Origin of the sequence: Bacillus kwashiorkori (genome assembly GCF_001375515.1) — a bacterium.
Classification (GTDB): Bacteria; Bacillota; Bacilli; order Bacillales; family Caldibacillaceae; genus Bacillus_BK; species Bacillus_BK kwashiorkori.
The window spans coordinates 1-3,515 of the sequence record NZ_CTDX01000007.1 but is presented as its reverse complement, the minus strand read 5'-3'; the positions used below and the strand labels follow the sequence as shown (position 1 = coordinate 3,515).

4 protein-coding genes are annotated in these 3,515 nt (G+C 32.9%); 3 read left to right on the top strand and 1 reads right to left on the bottom strand.

The window, feature by feature from the left end:
• The first annotated feature begins 435 nt into the window (after positions 1–435).
• From BN1242_RS01970 to BN1242_RS01960, 3 genes are all read left to right on the top strand, one after another.
• The gene (locus tag BN1242_RS01970) at positions 436–1,161 is read left to right on the top strand and encodes a hypothetical protein (protein WP_158661034.1); all 726 of its coding nucleotides are present in this window, start codon (positions 436–438) and stop codon (positions 1,159–1,161) included.
• Between the two features lie 23 nt (positions 1,162–1,184).
• The gene (locus tag BN1242_RS01965; protein ID WP_062350566.1) at positions 1,185–1,415 is read left to right on the top strand and encodes a hypothetical protein; all 231 of its coding nucleotides are present in this window, start codon (positions 1,185–1,187) and stop codon (positions 1,413–1,415) included.
• A 333-nt stretch (positions 1,416–1,748) separates the two neighbouring features.
• Positions 1,749–2,393, top strand: a complete 645-nt coding sequence (locus tag BN1242_RS01960) for a hypothetical protein (protein WP_062350563.1) — start codon at positions 1,749–1,751, stop codon at positions 2,391–2,393.
• Between the two features lie 660 nt (positions 2,394–3,053).
• Here the strand turns inward: BN1242_RS01960 and BN1242_RS01955 are convergent.
• Positions 3,054–3,413: a hypothetical protein gene (locus BN1242_RS01955; protein WP_062350560.1), complete on the bottom strand. Its 360-nt coding sequence runs from the start codon at positions 3,411–3,413 to the stop codon at positions 3,054–3,056.
• Between the last annotated feature and the right edge of the window lie 102 nt (positions 3,414–3,515).

Genomic DNA, 3,515 nt, shown 5'->3' with positions numbered 1-3,515 from the left:
AGGCTTAGAAATTTTTCTAAGCCTTTTAGTGTGATTAATAATGTGAACTTTGTTGTGAAAATACCGCGAAATACATTGTGATTAACTATGTGAATTAGTACTTTGCACCTCAAAAGTAAACCCGTTATTCAAAAGAAAAAGGGGGTTTTTTTTATAGGGTAAATAAGCTTTTGACAATCGCTAATTATGGTGGACGATTCATAACGATATCGCTACGTAACAACAAATTGAAATAAATTGCGCTGTAGCGAGTTCCAAAAGTAATTTAAGTCCTTATAGTATCCCTTTCCTCCCTAAAAAAAAGAAAGGAATTCATTAAATGCAGGCCTTTTTTAACGTTGTGAATTTTTTTGTAAAAATATTAGGAAAAATAGAGGATTTTTCTAATTTTTGTTTAATTAAGTAAATTGTTATTAAATTATTGTTCAAAGGGGGATGTTTGATATGAAACGTATCAAATGTATTTTAGTGTTTACTTTAACTTTTACTTTAATTTTTTCAACTGTAGGAACTACATTTGCGAAAGCTTCTGAACTTGAAGAACCGCAAATAATTTACAACCAAGATATTCTCGAACCAATCATTCTTGATATTTCCAAACCAGATATTTACAACCCAGATGCAGATGATCCAGACTTTGAAATTTTAGAAGATGGCGTTTTTATAGACGGAAGACTTTATAATCCAGAAGAATTCGAGGAATATTTAAACTCAGTGGAAATTGTTGAATTAAGTTATAATGATAGTGAATATACTCCTCAATTTTCATTTACATTAGCTCCCGGTGTTTATTTTATTCCTGGTATTGGTAAAGTTGCATTACTCGTGACGGGTGGAATAGTAGTTGCCGGAGTTGTTATTTCAGTTGGAAGCTGGCTCTATAATATTATTTCGAGCTTTTTTAAAGACGCAAAAACTGTAATTGCTACTAATTACGGAATACCTAAATCATTGTTAGACTCAAATGGAAAGGTGAAATTAGGTTCTTTTAAAGATAAATATGGGAATACACCTTTGACTAAAAACTCTGGCACATTCAAAAATGGAACTTGGTCAGTAGAGAAAGATACCGCAGGACATGGTGGACGTGCGTGGAAATTAAAGAACAATGGAAAAAGGGTAGCTTCTTTAGATAAAACAGGTAAAGTGTTATCAAAATAAATAAATAGGAGTAGATACGATTTATGAAAAAAATGACTTTTAACAGCTACACACTTAATTATCATGATTCAATTAATGTCTATGTAAATGAAGAAAGGAAACAAATAGTTTTTATTTCTAAAAATAATGACGAAATACACGGTGTTCTAGATTTTAATGAAAATAATAAAATTAAAATACATCCTAGATGGAATGTGAATTTTTCTATAGAAAATAACGAGATTACAATCGATGTTAACTATGAAGAAGAATGACTATTAAACTTTGCGTTCTTTCTTCACTTTTTACTAAGGGTAGCGAGTGCTACCCTTTTTATTTGTCCAAATATAAGTGCCGCTGAATAATTAGGTCTTAATATATAATCTGACCAAATTTTATGAAGACAGTAATTAATTTTACAGAAAATAATGTCACTGCAAAAAGGAAATTCAAAGTAAAAAAATGTCCGTACCTGGCGTTTTTTTGTTATTTTAAAAGAAGGGAAATGTGGTCTACATGTCGAATGTAGTCTACATATGTACTACAAATTGTAATCTACATGTCGTACGTTGACCACATGTAAGATACAAAGCAAGGAGAGTTTTTATATGGAATACTGGCAAATCGGAGAATTCGCAGATAAAATCGGGAAGCATATCAATACCGTTTCAAACTGGTTTAAACAATTAGAAGAAAAACGTATCCATTCGATTAATCGAAACGAACATGGTGAGAAGGTTTACGACAGCCTTGATTTAGAAATCGCCTTACATATCAAAAATAAGAGGGATGAGAAATGGACTCTCGACGCTATTTTTAATGAGTTACCCCAATACTTTGAGCTCCGCCCTTTTCCTAAACTAGAAGATTCAAAAGAATTGGAGTCTACAAGTCCTCTACAAATCAATTTACTAAGAAGTGAACTGGAAAAAGTAGTACATGAGATTGCAGCTACTCAAATTAAAGAAATGCAGTCACAATACCAGGAGCTTTTAAAACGACTTCCCGAACCTAAGGATCCGGAAAAAGAACGATTGGATAGATTTAATGAAATCATCACACGCCGTCGTATTGAGGCACATTTGGAGAAAGAGGCCCTCAACATGTGGGCTACAAAACCTGATGAAGAACGACTGAAACGAGTAGGTTTGTTCCGAAAAGAAGAGGATAGAGACAAGAGGGAACGATTTGTAAAAGAATATATCAATCAACACTTTGAAAATCATCTAAAAAGGGAATTTGGTCTAGATTAAACATCTTTTTTCATAGTAAAGGAGTTGGCAGGATGAATATAGTTTATGTTGTTCTGAGAGTTAATAAAGAGAATGATGAAAGATATAGGTATAGATATGAAGATTGGTGGGTCAAGTAAAAAGCAAAAACAGGTGAAGTGTGGGCGTTTTACATTGTGCCATATATTACCATTGTATGAGAATACCATTTCATATAAAATTCTCTATGGGTTGAAAAATTTTAATACCTGACATTCTAGAATGTTGACTGAAAGGTCTGCGGAGCCATGGTAGTAATGACGCTACCTAAAGCTCCGTTACATAAGTGAAAGGCTATATCCTTATAAAGAGGGATTAGCCTTTTTGTCATTTTATACACCTACTATCCACTTTCTAAATCAACAAGGTACTTCACATGTAGTCTACACAGTGGACACTTGTATAAGGGTATAAAAAAAATCTCTTTAGTTTTGATATTAGTAATCTAGTGAAATCAATTCAAAAAGAATTGACTGTTAAATTGAAAAAGCATATATTAATTATATAAATTTACCCCGTACCAAGGTACGGTTAAAAATTTACAGGATTAATTGAGTACTTGTATCCAGATACGATGAAATTTAATCCGAACAAATTATGTTCTCTCTTGATGTCAATGTCTTACACATGTGGTCTACTGGATTAGTAATCAAACATATTAATATCTCTAGGTAATTTAATAGCTACCTCAACAAGCCACGAATCATATTTCGTTGAATAATCGCATCTTAAAAAGCGATAGGGCTTTACCGTTTGCAAAAATCCGTGTTTTAACTCCTCCAAGACTTCGATTATCGGAAGGTCACCCGGAACTTCTTTCACGACATACACTTTATAATGAAAATTATTATTAGCACTAAACCCCTCACGTAAGCAGAAATTCCTCCTAGAATGCTTATCTTGCGCTTTTCTCCTCCAACTCCCAATAATTTCTCGTAATCTTTCATTTTCTTTTCTCAAATAATGTTCATTCTTCGGTAAGCCCCCATTCAAACAACGCATATAATTGAGCAGCACCTCTTGATAAAATTTAGATATCGATTAAAGGAGGTGCTTTTCATATGCCTGAACAAAAACTTACTATCATCCCCGTTACATTGCATC